Source organism: Brevibacterium sp. FME17, assembly GCF_014897515.1.
Lineage (GTDB): Bacteria > Actinomycetota > Actinomycetes > Actinomycetales > Brevibacteriaceae > Brevibacterium.
In genome coordinates this window covers 112,568-127,820 of sequence record NZ_JABUYD010000006.1, presented here as the reverse complement: position 1 = coordinate 127,820, position 15,253 = coordinate 112,568, and the positions used below count along the sequence as shown (strand labels likewise).

Genomic DNA, 15,253 nt, shown 5'->3' with positions numbered 1-15,253 from the left:
GACTCGCCGCTACTTCACGGTGACGTCGCCGAGGCGACGCGGATCGAAGCGGACCTGTGAGGACTTGACGATGACAGAACCTCCCATGACGAAGGAGAGGGTTTCGTCGAAGTCATGCTCGGCCGCTGTGACGATGTCGCGGTAGCGTCCCTGGATGCGCACCTCCACCGTTGAGGGAGTGAGCTCGAGGTCATTGCCCGAGGCGGCCAGGCTGACCCGGGGTTCACGTACCAGCGACCACTTCACATCACCGAGGATCTCGTTGTCCGTGTCGTAGCCGAACACACAGTCCGAGGGGTACAGAGTCTTCGCCTTCACACACTTGTGCAGATGCTCGCTGACCTGTTTGTTGACAGCCTGCTCCAGCTTCGCAGTGGGCTCGGGCGACAGCGCGATCTGGGCGGTGTCGGTCGGTGCGATCACCTCGGCGCGTTCGGGCTTCGACTTGAGATAGGTCGCATCGAAGCCGACGAGGTAGGTCGCCGGGAACAGCACGGGGACCGTTCCGGCGGCGACTCCGTACCCGTTGACAGTGGCAGTCGACGAGCCTTCGACCTGCAGATCAAGGGTCGGCCACTTCTTCTGCTCGATGACCCACCTGTCGAAGAGCCCGGCAGCCGCCGGCAATTTCACCATGGACAGGTCCACGGTCTGCGTCTGCGAGGACAGCACATAGCTCAGTGAGACCTTCGCATGGTCGTCGTCTATCGAGACCGTCTTCGCCTCGGCATCGCGCGGCAGGTCTGGAGCGGCAGAGAGCACATCATGATTGAGTGCCAGAGTCGATGACGGGGTGGGGGAGGAGAGGTAAGAGAACGCGCGCTCGGCATCGGCATGCTCGATTGCCGAAATATAGGCTTCAGCGGCGCGGGCAGGTGTGTAGACGGTGAGGTTGAGGAGGGGAACCGCGGCCACAGTGAGGACGATGACCAGAAGCGCCGAAATCAGAAGTTTGCGCGAAGTTCGCATTGATTCTCCTGAATCGGTGGGGGATGGAGGGGATTTCAGTTTAATGCCAATTGCCCGCAACTTGAGGCCATGAGCAGTGCGGACACACGGGACAGTGGAGTGGCAGGGGTTATTCCACCGAATACGCGTGCAGCGCCGAGGTGTCGACCTCGACGAAGACATGGGTGCCGATTTTGACGTTGGCGCGCAGTGAGGCGATCGATTCGCCGAGGCTGGGGTGCAGGACTCCGAATCCACCCCCACCCCCGGAACTACCAGAGCTACCGGAGACCCCGGCCACGTCGGCCAGGTCCACGTCGAGGGCGAGTCCCATCTCCGTATCCACCGGCGAGAGTTTCGCCTGCAGGCAGGATCCGCGATCGCGGAGTCCGATCACAATGGCTTCGAACACCGTCGCCGAGGTGAACGCCGGGTCGTGTTCGTCCAATGATAGGAGCGCACTGCGCCACCCCAGCGTGACGAAGACCTTCCCGTCGAGTTCTGTTCGCGCCTTGACCGCGGAGTGACCGATCGACAGCCAGCCCTTGCGCGCCAACCCGGAATAGACATTGACACCGCTGAGTTCGGCCGGCAGGGAGCCCCGAGGTTCCGTGACGACCTGTTCCAGAGTGCCGAACGCGACGAGCTCACCTTTTTCGATATTGGCCGTCCCCGCCTCGGCGACGGTGAAATCGGTCAGCGTATTCGAGGTGAAGACGATCCCGCGGCCGTGTGCTGCGGCCAGATCGGCCAAGCGGCCGCGCAGGCCGGCACGCAAATGGCCGGGGACGGATGCGAAGGGGTCGATGAAGGTCAACCATGTCGAACCGCTCGCCCACGCCGCAGCCAAGCCGAGTTTCGCATATTCACTGGCATCGAGTTCGCCGAGCCGGGACTTCAGTGTTTCGGGTTTGACCCCGAACTCCGTGTACGCCTGAGCCAATGCCGCCTCCCCAGATCCGGCATTGGCTTCGCGAAGATACTTTCTGACCCAGCTGCGCACACGAGTTCGCCCCGACCGGAGACCGGTCGGGAACTGCGGTGGAGGTGCGACGTCGGAGCGCGCAGCAACGGACAGCACCACCTCAGTGGTGCTGTCCGTGCTGCCCATGAGACCGAGCATTGTCCCTGCTCGGAGACGACCGAGATCGATCTGGTGTCTTCCGAGGTGCAGCCCCGCTAGGGACAATTCATCGTTCAACGGACCTTAGAACTCCGCAGGATCGTCGGAGGCGGTCATCCGCCGACGAGTGATGACGACAGCTGCGGCACCGACGACGAGGAGTCCGACGCCGAGGGCCAATCCGGTCATTTCAGCACCGGTGCGGGGCAGGTCGCTGCCACTGTCGCTGCCGTTGGCTCCGCCTTCATCGACCGAGGTGCCGTTGGTGACGACGGTGAAGCTGCCGCCCTGTGGCTTGTCGAAGCTGTCCGCCTGGGCACGAACATTGTAGGTTCCCAGAACAGCCTTGACCTTCGCCTGCACTCCGAAGGTCGCCTTGCCCTCAGAATCAGCTTCCTTGGTCATCGTGTAGCGATCGACCTTGCCCTGGGCATGCTCGACCGTGATCGTGATCTTCTCACCTGGCTGTGCACCGGTGATGCCGAGTTTGATGCCCTCGTCGAGGAAGTCCTCGGAGCTGATCTCGGTCGGATCGATGATGAGCGCCTGGGTCGCGGTGGCCGCGGCCTTCTTCTCACCCTCATCGGTTCCGGGGCTGGCCGGAGCGGTTGTCTCCGAAGGCGCTGCCTCGGTCGCGTCCGCGGTTTCCGGAGCCTCGGACTCTGGAGCCTCAGACTCGGTGGGAGCTGGTGCCTCCGTGGTCTCGTCAGCTTTGGCCTTCGACTTGTCGTCGGTGTCCGTGGGCTCGGGCGTCTCGGACTCAGTCGGCTCTTCGGACTTGGTCTCAGAAGGCTTCGGTGCGGCCGGCGTCTCCTTGGCCCTCTTGGTCTCAGAAGGCTTCTCGCTCGGCTCGTCCGACTTGGTCTCAGACGGAGTCGGCTTTGCGCTCTCGGATGGGTCCTCCGTCTTGGTCTCCGACGGGGTTGGAGCAGGACCGGTTGCAGAGGTGCAATCGTCGCCCTTGGCCTTGTCGTCGACGTCTGAAGCGCTGGGCACGACCTCGAAGGACACCTTCGAGGAGTCCTTCTCGGTCTTCTCATCGGTGAGGTAAAGCGAGTAGTTGCCCGCAGGAACCTTGGCGTCGTCCGTGACGGAGAAGAAGTAGGTGCCGGACACCTTGCCCTTATCGTCGACGGTGAGCTTCGTCTTCGGCGAGTACTTGGATCCATCGGTGCCGACGACCGTGACGGTCGCCTTGTCATCGGGGGTGAAGCCGGTGCCGGAGAATCCGATGCCCTTTTTGCGGTCCGCGATATCGGCCCGGGTCACCTGTGCATCTGACAGAGTCGCCTGTGGGTCCGAGCTGTCGGGAACCTTGGAGTCGGTTTCGGGGTCGTCAGACTGCTGTGCATCGTCATATGCACAGAGATTACTTGCTGCCGGCACCGTAGCGGACTCTGTCGCTGCGAACGCGGGAGCGCCAGCAAGACCTGTCAATGCAACGGCTACTGCGGGGGCAAGCACAAGACGCGAGGTCTTCACAGTAATGCCTTTCGATTGTTGTCAACCCACGAAAGGCGATGGAACTCCCGGCATTCCTTGGCTTAAGAAGAGGAAGGCACCATCGTGCGCGGGTTCGTACAGCTCCTAACTCTAAGGCATTCACGGTCCCCTTTGGGGAGACACACGGGAGAAAACCAGCAAAAACAGCGGGGATTGTTACGGTTTCGTTACCAAATTGCGGCGTGTTGCGGCGGCTGTGAGATTTTTCGCCCCCTCTGGAGCCCCGATCACTGCACTCCTGAGCCCCGGGCGACTACCATCGGAAATGTGACTCTCCTTTCCGATCGCGACATTCGCGCCGAGCTCGACTCCGGACGCATCGCCCTCGACCCCTATGACCCTTCTCTGATCCAGCCCGCCAGCGTCGATGTGTGCCTGGACCGCTATTTCCGTCTCTTCGACAACCACAAATACCCTGTCATCGACCCGAGCCTCGATCAGCCCGAGCTCACCCGCTTCGTCGAAGCTGCACCGGGAGAGCCCTTCGTGCTGCATCCGGGCGAATTCGTGCTCGCCGCGACGCACGAGCTCGTCACTCTGCCCGATGATGTCGCGGCACGTCTGGAGGGCAAGTCATCGCTGGGGCGGCTCGGGCTGCTGACCCACTCCACTGCCGGCTTCATCGATCCCGGATTCAATGGTCATGTCACTCTGGAGCTCTCCAACGTCGCGACTCTGCCCATCACCCTGTGGCCGGGGATGAAGATCGGCCAGCTCTGCTTCTTCCGTCTCAGTTCGGCCGCCCTCAACCCCTACGGCTCCCAGGCCACCGGCAACCGGTATCAGGGACAGCAGGGCCCCACAGCTTCCCGTTCGCATCTGAACTTCTTCCGGAGGGACATGTGACCACTCGCCGAGAGCTGCGGATGCAGCGTGAGGGGGCCGAGCGTGTCAATGACACGGATGTCTCGGCGGACCTGCGCGGTTTCCATCTGCTTCTCCTCGATGAACAGGTCGAGGTCTCCGATGTGCTCGCGCTCGTGCACAACCGGCTGCCCGACCTTGCTCCCCGCCTGGACGACAACGGCCAGCTGAGGTTGAGCCGACATTCGCGTCTCAGTGAGGGCGTCGACCTCGACGAGTCTGCGATCGCCGCGCTCGAGTTGCCCGACTGGGCTCATCACGCGGTTGTCATCGACTGCCCCCGGGACCGTGAACCGGTACCGCCGCCGGATTGGTTCAGCGACGCCGACGGACTGCATAAGGCGTTTCCCCGGGGTCTGCCCGATAGGGAAGAGGAGCGGATGCTCAGCCTCATCCTGGCCGTGGCATCACGCCTGCACACAGGCATTCGCCTCGCAGACGAAGATGGCCTGCCGACTCGGGTCATCGTGCCCGATCCGGAGGCGAAGATCGATCTCTACCTCTATTCGCCCTATTGGCTCGAGCCTGATGTGGCACTGTCGCTTGTGCGCAAGCACGCCCCGCATGCCTTCCAGCAGGCGCTTCCGACGCCCGATGAGGCGGTCCTTGCCCAGGCTGCGATCGACGATCCTCTCTTCGACGCTTCGGCGCCGGTCATCCTCGACGGCTACTCCCTCCTCGTCCCGCTCGGGGACATCCACGAGGCAGCTGGCATCCTCGAAGTTCGTGTGTCCGAGGCTGACTGGGTGCCGCCGATCATTGCCAAGCATCTTCAGATGCCTCTCATCGAATATCACCTGCATTGGATGGATGCCGAGTCGAAGCGCTATCAGCCGGCCCAGACTCGGCGCTTCCGGCGGATGCGCAACCAGGTGGCCAGCCTCGTCGACAGCATCGGAGCGGAACTGCTCATCGGCTGTGACGGCACCGGCCTGGACGAAACCGGCTTCCTCGTCACGAGCAGCCAACTCCGCAGCTGAATCAGCCCGCTCCGTAGCCGACCCAGCCTCGTGCGCGAGCTGCCGCAGGTTTCTGCAACGAAATCTGCACGGGAATGTTCACCGTGTTCGTGGGGAATCTGCACGAATAGTGTTCAATATGACGGTCGCCAACCGCTCCATTGATTGGGAGATACGTAGTGTGTCGTGAGAAAATACTTGCAAGCACTGCATTCGGGCAGATTATATAAATGACGGAGGTGTCCGCCGGTGATAGTCATGACAGGAGCCTTTTTCGGGGCTGCTGTCATTGCGTACCCACTGGTCAAACGCCTCGGTCGCAACGGGTTCTTCCTTCTTGCCCTGGTGCCGTTCGCTGGGCTGATCCTCACCCTCGCAAAGGTCCCCGATATCTTCGGGACAGCAGGCGGGCCGTGGGTCGAGAGCATGGGCTGGTTGCCGGCACTCGGTCTCGACGGCATCTTCCGCCTCGACGAACTCTCCTGGATCATGAGTCTCCTGGTCACCGGCGTCGGTGCCCTCGTCTTCGTATACTGCGCCCGCTACTTCCCGCCGGATGAGCCCGGACTGGCCCGGTTCTCTGCAGTCTTCATGGCCTTCGCCGGAATGATGTACGGACTCGTCCTCGCCGATGAGCTCCTCATGCTCTACCTGTTCTGGGAAGGCACGACGGTCTTCTCCTACCTGCTCATCGGCCACAGCCAATCCCGCCGCCGCTCCCGCCAGGCCGCGCTGCAGGCCCTCATCGTCACCACTGCCGGTGGACTGGCCATGCTCGTGGGCATGATTCTGCTGACCTCAGCGACTGGAACAAGTCAGATCTCGACCCTCATGGAGCGCGCGAGCCTCGGTCTGGACACCGGACCGGTCATCGTCACAGCCGTAATCCTCATCCTCGTCGGAGCGGTGTCGAAGTCCGCGCTGATTCCTTTCCACTTCTGGCTCCCCGGTGCCATGGCCGCACCGACCCCGGTCAGCGCCTACCTGCACGCGGCGGCGATGGTCAAAGCCGGAATCTACCTCATCCTGCGCCTGGCTCCGGGCTACCACGCGCTGCCCGGTTGGTCAGAGACCCTGCTGACCCTGGGTCTGCTCACGATGTTCATCGGCGGTTGGCAGGCCCTCAAACAGACCGACCTCAAACTCCTGCTTGCCTTCGGCACGGTCTCCCAGCTCGGATTCCTCACGACGATGGCCTCCTTCGGCTCTCCCGACATCACCAAGGCCGCCCTGGCGATGCTCATCGCCCATGCCCTGTTCAAGGCCTGTCTGTTCCTGTGTGTGGGCATCATCGACCACCGTGCCGGCACACGTGACCTGACGAAGCTCTCCGGAGGTTGGAAAGCGTTCCCGGTCGTCGCCGTCTGCGCCACGATCGCCGCGGCATCGATGTCCGGTCTGCCCCCGCTGCTGGGCTTCGCGGCTAAGGAAGCCGTCTATTCGACCCTCCTCGCCTCAGGTGACAAAGCTTCGATCATCGCGCTGATCGGCGTCATGATCGGATCGATGCTCACCGTGGCCTACTCGGCACGCTTCGTCTGGGGTGCGTTCTCAAGCAAAGAGGGTGTCGACGACATCGCCCGCCGCGATGAGAAGATCACCCTGATCATCTCCCCGGTCATGCTCACCGTGCTCACCGTGGTGTTGGGCCCGGCGGTCGGACTCATCGACGGCTACTTCGGAGCCTGGACCTCGACGCTGCCGGCCATCGACCCCGGCGACGGCGACTACCACCTGGCAATCTGGCACGGACTCGAACCGGCTCTGGCTCTGTCAGCAGTCACGATCGCAACGGGCCTCGGACTCTTCTTCGTCCGCGACTCGTTCGCCAAGGTCCAGTCGACTCTGCCCTCGGGCCTCGACTTCCACGACCTCTACAGCAAGCTGATCAGCTGGATGGAGAAGCTGGCCTTGTGGGTCACCTCCCGCACCCAGCGCGGTTCGCTGCCGTTCTATCAGAGCGTGATCTACCTCGTCCTCGTGGCGGGCATCGGCCTGGCCGTGATCACAAATGACACCTGGAACATCGATTTCAAACTCTTCGACACCCCGCTCGACTTCATCGTCGCCGCAGTCCTCATCATCGTCGCGGTGGCAGCGACCCGCGCCAAGAAGCGCTTCACCGCTGTGGTCGTCACCGGAATCTCCGGCTATGCGATGGTCGCCTACTTCGCATTCGTCGGAGCCCCGGACCTGGCGCTGACCCAGGTTCTCGTCGAGACCATCACCATCGTCGTCTTCGTCCTCGTCTTGCGCCGTCTGCCTGCCCGGATCGGTCAGAGCACCGGCCGCTTCACTCCGGCGTGGCGCGCCATCATCGGCGCCGCGGTCGGCGTGACCATGATGTTCGTCGTGCTCATCGCCGCCGGCGTGCGCATCAGCGACCCGGTGTCCGTGGACTTCGGCCAGCTCGCCTACGAGATCGGCCACGGCCAGAACATCGTCAACGTGACCCTCGTTGACATCCGCGTCTGGGACACCCTCGGTGAAATCTCGGTCCTCGTCGCTGCCGGAACCGGCATCGCCGGACTGATCTTCGTGCGCGGCCGTGAAGGACACCTCCATCGTTTCGTCTCCCGCCGTGACGGCACCGAACTGCAGGGACGTGTGCGCTTCCAGCCGGTCCCCGAGGAGATCGGCTACTTCCGCGACCCCCAACGCGAAGACGTGACGCAGCGTCGAGTCTCCTGGCTCATCGCCGGACGCACACTGGCACCACGCAACCGGTCCATCATCCTCGAGGTCACCGCCCGCCTGGTCTTCCACGCCGTCCTCATCTTCTCCCTCTACCTTCTCTTCGCCGGTCACAACGAACCCGGCGGCGGTTTCGCCGGTGGCCTCGTAGCCGGTCTGGCACTGGTCGTGCGCTATCTCGCCGGCGGCAAGTTCGAACTCGCCGAGGCGGCCCGCTTCACCCCCTCGAGCATGCTGGGAACCGGCATGATCATGGCCGTACTCACTGGCATCGGCGGGTGGATCTGGGGCGACACCGTGTTCAGGTCCGTCTACCTCGAAGGCGATATTCCGGTGCTCGGGCACCTGTCGTTCGGAACTTCGACGTTCTTCGACATCGGCGTCTACCTCATCGTCGTGGGACTCATGCTCGACATCCTCAGATCCTTGGGCGCCGAGGTGGACCTGCACCAGGAGCGCGACGAAATGATGCTGACCAAACGACTCAACCAGTCATACAACCTCTCGGAGACCTTCAGCGTCGAGGCCGAGCACGAAGCCGTCTCGTCGATCCTCGACCGGGTCAATCACCTCGACGTGGACAACGGCGCCGAAGGGGGACGGCTATGACTTTGCCCTTCATCATGGTCCTGGCGATGGGAGTCCTCTTCGCCAGCGGCATCTACCTCATGCTCGAACGCTCACTGACCCGCGTGCTGCTGGGGTTCATCCTCCTCGGCAACGGCGTCAACCTCCTCATCATCCTCACCGCCGGCACAGGAAATCCGCCGTTGACCGACGGGGAGAACCTGTCCACAGAAGGCATGTCCGATCCGCTGCCACAGGCACTCATCCTCACCGCCATCGTCATCACATTCGCGGTCACCGCGTTCCTGCTCGCCATGATCTACCGCTCCTGGCGCTTGGTGCGAGCCGATTCGCTGCAGGACGACACCGCCGACCTGCAGGTGGCGATCACGAAGATGATCGACTCCGAGGCGGAGGCGAGCACGGACTACGACGACACCGAATTCGGTGATGAGGCCGAGAGCCCGATCACCGGCGCCATCGACCTCGACGACGACGGCACCCCCAAAGAACGCGACGCAGGCGAGGGCAGCAGCGAAGAAGGTTCCAAGGGAACCACGACGGAGGAGAAGAAATGATCGATCTCCTTCCTGTGCTTGTGCCCTTGCCCGTCCTCTTGCCCCTCATCGGTGCGGGACTGGCGCTGGTGCTGTCGAAGCACTCCCGCGCTCAGAACATCGTGTCGATCCTGATCTTGAGTGCGGTCATGGTCATCTCGCTCGTCATGCTCTTCGGCATCGATGCCAACGGCCCGCAGGTCGTGGCGATCGGCGGGTGGGAACCGCCGGCAGGAATCGTGCTCGTCGCCGACAGGCTCTCCTCGCTCATGCTCGTCGTCTCCTCGCTGGTCACCCTGTGTGTGCTCATCTACGCACTCAGCCAGGACGCCAACGACGACTCGAACGAGACCCCGATCTCCGTGTTCAACCCCAGCTATCTGGTGCTGTGCGCGGGTGTCGCAAACGCCTTCCTTGCTGGTGACCTGTTCAACCTCTACGTCGGCTTCGAAATGTTCCTCGTCGCCTCCTACGTGCTGCTGACCTTGGGTGCTACGGCAGAGCGCATCCGGGCGGGCGTGACCTACGTCGTCGTCTCGCTCGTCTCATCGGTCATCTTCCTGGCAGCGATCGGCGTCATCTACTCGGCGACCGGAACAGTGAACATCGCGCAGCTCTCTGAGAGACTGAGCGAGCTGCCGCCGGATGTGCAGATGATTCTGCATGTCCTCCTGCTCATCGGCTTCGGAATCAAGGCCGCGATCTTCCCGCTGTCCTTCTGGCTGCCCGACTCCTATCCGACCGCTCCGGCCCCGGTGACCGCCGTGTTCGCGGGACTGCTGACGAAGGTCGGCATCTATGCGATCATCCGGACCGAGACGCTCCTGTTTGCCGAGTCCTCCCTGCGAGTGCCTCTTCTGATAGCCGCGGCATTGACGATGGTGGTCGGAATCTTAGGCGCGATCGCCCAGTCGGAGATCAAGCGGATTGTGTCCTTCACCCTCGTCTCCCACATCGGCTATATGCTCTTCGGTGTGGCTCTGGGGACCACTGTCGGACTCTCCGCCGCCATCTACTACACGGTCCACCACATCATCGTCCAAACCGCGCTGTTCCTGGCCATAGGTATGGTCGAAATGCGAGGTGGGTCGACTTCGACGAGGTCCCTGGGTGGGCTCATGGTGCTCTCACCGGCATTGTCGATCATCTTCTTCATCCCTGCCCTCAACCTCTCAGGCATCCCGCCGTTCTCCGGGTTCATCGGCAAGGTTGCGCTCTTCGCCGCCGGTTTCGCCGATCACGACTGGCTCGCTGTCTCGCTCATCGTCGCCGGTACGGTGACCAGCCTGCTGACCCTCTACGTCATCGGGCGTACCTTCAACCTGGCCTTCTGGCGCGACCCCGCGGACGCGGAGGAGCCGAACGAGGAACTCGTGGCCGAGTTCGCCGAACGCAAGAAGGCCAAGCTCGCGGGCAAGCCCTGGAAGTCACAGATCGGGGTGCCGGGATCGATGTTCGCAGCCACCACGGTCGTGGTCGTCGCCTCGATTATCCTCACAGTCTTCGCCGGTCCCCTGTGGGATCTGTCCGACCGTGCTGCGGGAAATCTGCAGTCGCCGGTCAACTATGTGACGGATGTGTTGGGCGGTGATGGCTCATGAGCACGAATCGGCCTCCGCGGATGACGAAGGGACGCAGCTTCGTCCAGCAGCTCGTGCTGGTGTTCTTCCTCGTGGTGCTGTGGGTGATGCTCTGGGACTCCGTGTCACTCATGCACATCCTCTCGGGCATCATCCTCGCCCTGGTTGTGACCCGTGTCTTCTACCTGCCCCCGGTGGTGCTCTCCGGTCGGTTCAACATCATCCACGCCCTCAACTACGGACTGTGGTTCCTGTACTCACTCATCCACGCCTCTGTCGAGGTCGCCTGGTTCGCCTTTCGTCCTCGCGCGGTAGGTGCCGGTTCGGTCATCGCCTGTGACCTGCGCACGAGTTCGGATCTGCTGATGACGCTCGTGGCCGATACCGCCAGTCTGATCCCCGGGTCGATCATCATCGACAGCGACAGGGCGATGGGGGTCTTGTATCTGCACGTTCTCGACTGTGATTCCAAGGAGAAGATCATCTCTGCCAAAGCGCAGGTCTATCACATCGAGCGGCTGCTCATCCTGGCTCTCGGCTCTCACCGTGATCTCGCTGCGCTGAAGGTCAACCCCGACCCGATCGCCGACGAATACGGAGATGTCCGATGAGTCAGATCGTGCTCGACACCCTCGTCGTCGTGGCCTCGGTGCTGCTGGCCGCCTCGGCGGTCATGGCCCTTTATCGCATCATCCGCGGACCCTCGATCCTTGACCGCATGATTGCCACTGACGTTGTGCTGGCCTCCATCATGTGCGGTCTGGGCGGGTTCATGGCGCTGTCGGGTCGCACGGACCTTCTGCCCGTGCTCATCGTGTTGGCGATGCTCGGGTTCGTCGGATCCGTCAGCGTCTCCCGGTACGTATCCAAGTCCGATTCCATGACACCCGGCGCCGAGGTGGGCTCACTCAGCGACTTCACCAGCTCCGACTGGCATATGCCCCAGGAATCAGCCGATGGCAGCCAGACCGAAACCGGAAGCACCACCGGCCAGCCAACCGAAGCCGATGGCGGGGAGGAGTGGCCCGATGACGTGGCCCGCGGAATCTCCGACGTCGCTGATGGCCCCGACGCCGTCACCGTGCACGACGACGAAGAGCCCGTGACGGTGGGCCTCGACCAGGGAACCGATCCCGACGCCGAAGGTGAGGGCCTGGGCATAGGGCCCGACCCGGGACCAGACGACTCCGACGACGGTGACCGCACGGGACCCGAACCCGAAGAAGAGGAAGGGGGAAGCAGATGATCCTCGACATCATCTCCGCAGCGCTCATCCTCCTCGGCGGGGTGCTGTCCTTGGCCGCCGCGCTCGGTCTGCTGCGCTTCGGCGACCTTCTGTCTCGCATGCACGCCAGTGCAAAACCTCAGGTCCTGGGGTTGTTGATGGTGGCTGTGGCGATCGGGATCCAGTACCCGACATGGTCGACAGTGACCACGTTGGCGATCATCATCTCCTTCCAGCTCGTCACCATTCCCGTGGCCACGCATATGGTGGGGCGCGCCGGTTATCGCACCAAACACCTGCGTCGTTCTATGCTGTATCGAGATGAGCTCGCCGAGGCTGTCGATCGAGCAGAGGCCAGAGAACTCGCGTGGGAACGCAGAAGAGGAACCGGAACGGACCCCAATGACGGTTGACAATCAACAGCAGCCCCAGCCCTTGGTGCTGGTCGCCGATGACGAACCCGATGTGCTCGGCGCCGTTGTCCCCTTCCTTGAACGCTCCGGTTTTCGGGTGCTCGCCGCCAGCGACGGACTGCTGGCCCTCGACGAGATCCACCGCCACAATCCTGATGTCTGCGTCCTCGACGTCCTCATGCCAGGTGCCGACGGCAGACAGGTTCTGCGACGGCTGCGCCAGGAGGAGAACTGGGTTCCGGTTCTGCTGCTGACTCAGGTCGGAGAGGCCGTCGAGCGGGCGATGGCGCTCGAAGAGGGCGCCGACGACTACCTCAACAAACCTTTCGATCCGCACGAGCTCGTCGCCCGAATCCGCGCAGTGCTGCGCCGGACTCGCAGCGACGGGCCACCCCTGGCCACAGCTCCGGTGCTGGCTTCGAGCTTCGGACTGCGCCTTGATCGTGTGGGCAGGCGCGCCTGGATGGGCAATCGTGAACTGGTCATCACGCCCAAGGGCTTCACCCTGTTGGAATACCTGATGGTCCACAAGGACGAACTCATCGAACGCTCCCGCCTGCTCGAGATCCTGTGGGGCTTCGAAGAGGCCGTGGGCACCCGCGCGGTGGATTCCCGTGTCGCCGAACTGCGCCGTGTCCTCGGTGAGGACGCCGCCGAACCGCGGTGGATCGCCACCGTTCAGGGCCGCGGCTACCGATTCGTCGGTGAGGTCCGAGGCGAAGACGGTCAGAGGACCCCATGACGAAATTTCTGGTCTTCGAGGTCCAGATCTGGCTGTTCCTCCTGCTGCTGTTCCTCGTGCTGGCCGGTTTGGCCATCGGCGCGTATTTCGCCTGGAGACATCTGCGCAGACGTGAGGCCGCACTGCGAGAATCGATCGAGGCAGCGGCGAGCGAGGATTCCCTTGCCAAGCGCAACCGGATGCTCATTCGTCTCGACCATGAGCTGAAGAATCCACTGACCGCGCTGCGCACCTCGGCCGCGAGTATCCGCGACGTCGTCCGCGAAGGCGGCTCGATCGAAGAGGTCGAATCCGCTGCCAAACAGGTCGACATCTCCTCACGCCGAGTCGCACGTCTCCTGGCAGACCTGCGCAAGCTCGCCGACGTCGAGACCCGCATCATCGAATACTCCCGAGTCGATCTCGATCGGCTCATCCACCAGGCCGTCGACGACGCATCGACGGCGCCCGGGGCCGAAGACCGCATGATCGTGGCCACTGTCGCCCGTGCCCCCTGGCGTCTGCCCGATGTCGCCGGTGAGGAAGATCTGCTGCTGACCGCGATTCTCAACCTGCTGGGCAATGCGCTCAAGTATTCCTCTCAGGCCGAGGTCGTCGAACTGCGTGCCAATGAGCAGATCATCGACAGCCACAGGTGGGTTGTCGTCGAGGTCGCCGACACCGGCAGCGGCATTCCACTGACCGAGCAGGAGCAGGTGTGGGACGAACTCTCACGCGGCTCCCGTGTCCGCGCGGTGGCCGGTTCCGGAATGGGGCTTTCACTGGTCAGAGCAATCGTGACCCGCCACGGCGGTTCCGTGCAGCTCTTCAGCCAGGAGGGTGTGGGCACCTCGGTGCGCATGGTGCTGCCGGTCCTCGGCGACGCCGCTCAGGTGACCGTGCCGCCGATGGTCGATCAGGTCGGGCATGCCGCTGCCGGTTCTCATCCGGTCCAGCCCGTGCAGCTTCCCGATTCGGGCCAGATGCCCGGGTTCCTGCCGCCCCGGCAGCCCAACGAGGCGGAGCTTCAGGGCCGGATTTTGGGCTCCCCGCGAAGAACCTCGAAACGACGCCTCGAACGCGTCGACGGCAATCTGGTTCACCGTTCGACGGGAGAATCAATCGGCGGAGGGTTCCCGCAGGACTCCGGTCAGCACTCTCAGTTCAAACCCGGCCCAGGGGCGGGTCGAGGACCCGCCGGGCCACAGTCGGGACCTGTCCCGGGCTCCAGCAGTCCGCAGTCGGGACCACAACAGGCCTGGCAGAACCATCCGCCACAACCTCAACGACCGCCAGAATACCCACCGATGCAGCAGTCCGATTCGGTCGAGCAGCCTCATTCGACCGAGCAGCCTCAGAGCCGTAGTCATCTGCGGCCGAGGGACGAACGGTGATGAGACACGCTGCGAAGGTACGAACAGTCGTGGCCGGAGCTGCACTGCTCAGTCTCGTCCTCAGCGGCTGCTCGGCCCTGCAGATCCGCACCGCAGAACGGGATTCGGGTCCTGTCCGTGTAGCTGTGAAGAAGAACGTCGGAGAGAACCCCACCACGGCACCTGCTGACGACGGAATCCCCGATGGGATGAAGAAGGTCTCGCGCAACCTCGGCGCCGAATGCCCCGTCGACGTCAGCATTGCGATGACGGATGGCTGGTCGGAGGGGTCATCCGGCGACGAATTCCACTCCTTCTCCCGCGGCGAGACCCCCATCGAGAGCGACTCGGTCCTCATCACCTGCTCCAAAGGGTATGAGGACTCTCCACAGTCGATCGTCGACGCGAAGAAGAAATTCACCTTCTCGGAGCCGAAATCCACGGTGACCGCGCAGCGCACAGGCAATTTGGCAGCCGGATATTACTGGACGTTCCAGGGCGAACTCGGCCCGCAGGAGATCGTCGCGATCAACAAGAAGCAGACCGTCATGTACGGTGCCAGGATCGGATACAAGACGAATGGGCGCGTCGTCGAGATCGGGGTCGAGATGCGCTCACTGAAGTCGAACACCGAGGCCGCGGAAGAGTTCAAGCAGATGCTGCCCACCCTCACCATTGACGACGAGAAGGTTCCCGCGCCGAGATTCAAATAGACGTTTCCCGGCC

Annotated in this window: 14 protein-coding genes; 11 read left to right on the top strand and 3 right to left on the bottom strand. The window is 63.1% G+C overall.

Translation table 11 applies throughout. From position 1 onward, the window contains the following. Positions 1 to 9: 9 nt before the first annotated feature. From INT40_RS07985 to INT40_RS21185, 3 genes are all read right to left on the bottom strand, one after another. On the bottom strand, positions 10 to 969 hold the full coding sequence (locus tag INT40_RS07985; RefSeq protein ID WP_193095875.1) for a hypothetical protein: 960 nt from the start codon (positions 967 to 969) through the stop codon (positions 10 to 12). 109 nt (positions 970 to 1,078) lie between these two features. Beyond that, a complete protein-coding gene (locus INT40_RS07980; RefSeq protein ID WP_226830946.1) occupies positions 1,079 to 2,059 on the bottom strand; it encodes an ABC transporter in 981 nt (326 codons plus the stop codon). 96 nt (positions 2,060 to 2,155) lie between these two features. Beyond that, positions 2,156 to 3,457 (bottom strand): LPXTG cell wall anchor domain-containing protein, encoded by a 1,302-nt coding sequence (locus tag INT40_RS21185; RefSeq protein ID WP_193095873.1) that lies wholly within the window; start codon positions 3,455 to 3,457, stop codon positions 2,156 to 2,158. 384 nt (positions 3,458 to 3,841) lie between these two features. Here INT40_RS21185 and dcd point away from each other — a divergent pair, with 384 nt between their 5' ends. The 11 genes from dcd (at position 3,842) to INT40_RS07920 (ending at position 15,240) form a co-directional block, all read left to right on the top strand. Continuing rightward, positions 3,842 to 4,420: a dCTP deaminase gene (dcd, locus tag INT40_RS07970; RefSeq protein WP_101571608.1), complete on the top strand. Its 579-nt coding sequence runs from the start codon at positions 3,842 to 3,844 to the stop codon at positions 4,418 to 4,420. Next, positions 4,417 to 5,418 carry a hypothetical protein gene (locus INT40_RS07965; RefSeq protein WP_193071577.1) on the top strand — a complete coding sequence of 334 codons (1,002 nt, stop codon included), beginning with the start codon at positions 4,417 to 4,419 and terminating at the stop codon, positions 5,416 to 5,418. Before dcd ends, INT40_RS07965 begins: the two co-directional genes overlap by 4 nt. A gap of 237 nt (positions 5,419 to 5,655) precedes the next feature. Beyond that, the gene (locus INT40_RS07960; protein ID WP_193071576.1) at positions 5,656 to 8,700 is read left to right on the top strand and encodes a Na+/H+ antiporter subunit A; all 3,045 of its coding nucleotides are present in this window, start codon (positions 5,656 to 5,658) and stop codon (positions 8,698 to 8,700) included. After that, positions 8,697 to 9,236, top strand: coding sequence for a Na(+)/H(+) antiporter subunit C (locus tag INT40_RS07955; RefSeq protein WP_193071575.1), 540 nt, complete (start codon positions 8,697 to 8,699; stop codon positions 9,234 to 9,236). The genes INT40_RS07960 and INT40_RS07955 overlap by 4 nt, the downstream gene beginning before the upstream one ends. Further along, positions 9,233 to 10,816, top strand: a complete 1,584-nt coding sequence (locus tag INT40_RS07950) for a Na+/H+ antiporter subunit D (RefSeq protein ID WP_101571601.1) — start codon at positions 9,233 to 9,235, stop codon at positions 10,814 to 10,816. Before INT40_RS07955 ends, INT40_RS07950 begins: the two co-directional genes overlap by 4 nt. Further along, positions 10,813 to 11,406 carry a Na+/H+ antiporter subunit E gene (locus tag INT40_RS07945; RefSeq protein WP_193071574.1) on the top strand — a complete coding sequence of 198 codons (594 nt, stop codon included), beginning with the start codon at positions 10,813 to 10,815 and terminating at the stop codon, positions 11,404 to 11,406. The genes INT40_RS07950 and INT40_RS07945 overlap by 4 nt, the downstream gene beginning before the upstream one ends. Next, positions 11,403 to 12,041 carry a monovalent cation/H+ antiporter complex subunit F gene (locus INT40_RS07940; protein ID WP_101571597.1) on the top strand — a complete coding sequence of 213 codons (639 nt, stop codon included), beginning with the start codon at positions 11,403 to 11,405 and terminating at the stop codon, positions 12,039 to 12,041. The genes INT40_RS07945 and INT40_RS07940 overlap by 4 nt, the downstream gene beginning before the upstream one ends. Beyond that, on the top strand, positions 12,038 to 12,433 hold the full coding sequence (gene mnhG / locus INT40_RS07935; protein WP_101571595.1) for a monovalent cation/H(+) antiporter subunit G: 396 nt from the start codon (positions 12,038 to 12,040) through the stop codon (positions 12,431 to 12,433). Before INT40_RS07940 ends, mnhG begins: the two co-directional genes overlap by 4 nt. Next, complete coding sequence (locus tag INT40_RS07930; RefSeq protein WP_101571593.1) at positions 12,423 to 13,175, top strand: response regulator transcription factor; 753 nt, start codon at positions 12,423 to 12,425, stop codon at positions 13,173 to 13,175. The genes mnhG and INT40_RS07930 overlap by 11 nt, the downstream gene beginning before the upstream one ends. After that, positions 13,172 to 14,548 carry a sensor histidine kinase gene (locus tag INT40_RS07925; RefSeq protein WP_193071573.1) on the top strand — a complete coding sequence of 459 codons (1,377 nt, stop codon included), beginning with the start codon at positions 13,172 to 13,174 and terminating at the stop codon, positions 14,546 to 14,548. Before INT40_RS07930 ends, INT40_RS07925 begins: the two co-directional genes overlap by 4 nt. Beyond that, the gene (locus tag INT40_RS07920) at positions 14,548 to 15,240 is read left to right on the top strand and encodes a hypothetical protein (protein WP_101571589.1); all 693 of its coding nucleotides are present in this window, start codon (positions 14,548 to 14,550) and stop codon (positions 15,238 to 15,240) included. The genes INT40_RS07925 and INT40_RS07920 overlap by 1 nt, the downstream gene beginning before the upstream one ends. Positions 15,241 to 15,253: the final 13 nt, after the last annotated feature.